The following is a 2,776-nucleotide window of genomic DNA, read 5'->3' on the forward strand; positions in this document are numbered from 1 at the left end:
TTTTCTTTTCTCACATTAAAACATTCAAAATTAATAAGTTAATAACTGTTGTCAAGTTTAAGAAAATTTATACTAAAAACTTTTAGAAATAAATTAAATTAGCATCACACCGATGCAATTTTTAAATAAATATTTATTCATAAAAAATTATGACAGAAGAAAACGATATTAAAATATCTAAACTTACAGTTCGCCTACAAGATTCAGAAACTTTAAAATATTGTGGCTCTGGAATAATTTATTCACATAAAAACCTTTATGACAAAGTTTACATTTTAACAGCCTCACATTGTCTTTTTAATGATGGTGATAATTTTCAAGAAATAAGAAAAAAGATTAATATCGACATCTATAATTTTAAAACAAAAAAATATGATCAAATAGAATATACAATAAATCCAAATTTTATTTTTAAAGAAATAGAAAAAGATGTCGCATTACTTATTATTGATAAATCTTTAATTCAGAATTCAATAGAGGAAATTCCCTCAATTAAAACTATAAAAGAAAAAAGCATCTACAAAAATTTCATAGTAAAAGGTTTTCCTAACGCAACATTTAACGAGGAATTAGCCGTTTTATATCCTACATGGAATCAACATGTTGATTCTGATAATAGATTCCAATTAGACCTTCATGAAGATTACACTGAATACAACATTCAGGGATTTTCAGGGAGTGGAATCTTTCTAATAGCTGAAAATGAAATTTATCTATATGGAATCTTTACCCGATTCCGAGCTCCCGATAAAGGGAAGGTTATTTACTGTCAATATATAGAAACTTTTAATGAAATTTTAGACAAAAATTATTACACCAGAATATCTTTCAGTTATTTTGGAAATTTTGGTTTAACACCAGATTTTTTTTCTCAGCAAGTTCAAACTGCTATTCAAAATTTAGGAGCAAGATTTAATAAAGACTTAAATTTCAAATTACCTATTGCAAAAATTTTTAACGACATAGCAAAAGATGATTTATTTTTTAATCGTTTTTTAAATGTTGTTGACAAATGGATTCTAGAAGACGGGTACAGAAAGATTGATGACAATATGCACCTCAATCAAATTGAAACAAACTACAAGCTACTCAAACAAGACGTTACAAATTGGGTTAGGAAACAAGAAAATTATGTTACAGAAAAAATTGAAATAGATTGGATTTTAAAGTCAATTGATAAAATCAATACCGAAATTAATAATAAAATAAGACAGCTTTACAAATTACAAAGAGAAGAGGAAGAAAAAACTAAGCATATTGAAAAAGATTACAGCTATCGAGCTCCATTTGAAGCTGAAATTGGCAGATTAAGAGAAATAGATCGTAATAATGACGAATTTACAGAAAGTATATTAACAAAGGTAAATGTACAACTAGCCAATGATCCTTACCTTATAATTAAAGGAGACGCAGGAAATGGAAAATCACATCTATTTGGAGATATTGCTCAGGATAGAATTAACAGAGATTTACCAACATTGTTAATACTCGGACAGCAATTTGTCGAAGGAAAAAGTATTTGGGAAAATATTTATTCTAGCATATCAGTATCTTTTATCAATAAAGAATCTTTTTTGGAAAATCTAAATAAAATTGGAGCCCAGATAGGTTCAAGAGTCATAATATTAATTGACGCAATAAATGAAGGCGCAGGAGCTGATTTATGGGAACCGCAGATCGCAGGATTTATAAATGAATTCAAAAAATATCCCTTCATTGCGATAAGTTTATCGATTAGAACGACATATTTAAATTTTGTAATTCCTGAGAATACCCGTAACAATCCGTTGATTACATTCAAAGAACATGATGGTTTTAAAGGAAATGAATATGAAGCTTTGAAATTTTTTTGTGAATTTTACGATCTTAAACAACCCCATTTTCCCATACTTGCTCCCGAATTTACAAAGCCTCTTTTTTTACAATTAATATGTAATGCCGTTAAAGATTTGCCTCAAAAAGCATTCCCTCAGGGTTTTCAAGGAATGAGTAAAATTTTTGAGATCTACATTAATGCAATAAATTATAAATTTCAACAGAAACGGGAAGAATATAAATATACAAATGCTGTTCTTGATGCTATTCATAGGATTGCATTTGAAAAACACAATAATGAAAATGATTACTTACTCTTAAAAGATGTTAAAAATTTATTACGGAAAGAATTTTCTGATTATAGATTTCTATTAAATGATTTGATCGAAGAAAATATTTTTATAACAAATCCTCGTCTTGATTATGAAACAGATAAAACAGAAGAAATAATATATTTTGCCTACCAAAGGTTTGGAGATTTTTATGTCGCTGACGAACTATTAAAAAAGTTAAATAATAGAGACGAAGTAATAGAAGCTTTTAAAGAGCAAAACAATCTTGGAAAATTAATCTCTACCCGCAATTATTCTTGGTATAATGATGGAATTTTAGAAGCATTTTCCATTTTATTACCTGAGAAATTTAATTTAGAGATTTTTGAAGTTTGCGACTGGTATTTTATATCTAAACATGATGATTTTCACAGACACTATGATTATGAACAGATAAATCACTTTTTATTAGATAGCTTAAACTGGAGAAAAATAGAAAGTATTGACACTGAAAAATTAACCAATTGGTTTAAGGGAAATTATTTTAATATATCTGATAGTGATTATTTTAATAAACTATATGAATTATCTACCGTAATTGACCATCCTTTTAACAGTGATCGTTTGACAAGAATTTTAAATCGATATAGCATGCCAGAAAGAGATAGTTTCTGGCAACAATATTTAAG

The 2,776-nt window shown here is 27.5% G+C and carries 1 protein-coding gene; it reads left to right on the forward strand.

Annotated features, from left to right (window positions below):
* Positions 1-149: 149 nt before the first annotated feature.
* Positions 150-2,776 (forward strand): hypothetical protein (locus ACE01P_RS24290; RefSeq protein WP_379701646.1); only part of this gene is annotated, 2,627 nt, incomplete at its 3' end.

Source organism: Flavobacterium sp. HJSW_4, from assembly GCF_042436695.1.
Lineage (GTDB): Bacteria > Bacteroidota > Bacteroidia > Flavobacteriales > Flavobacteriaceae > Flavobacterium.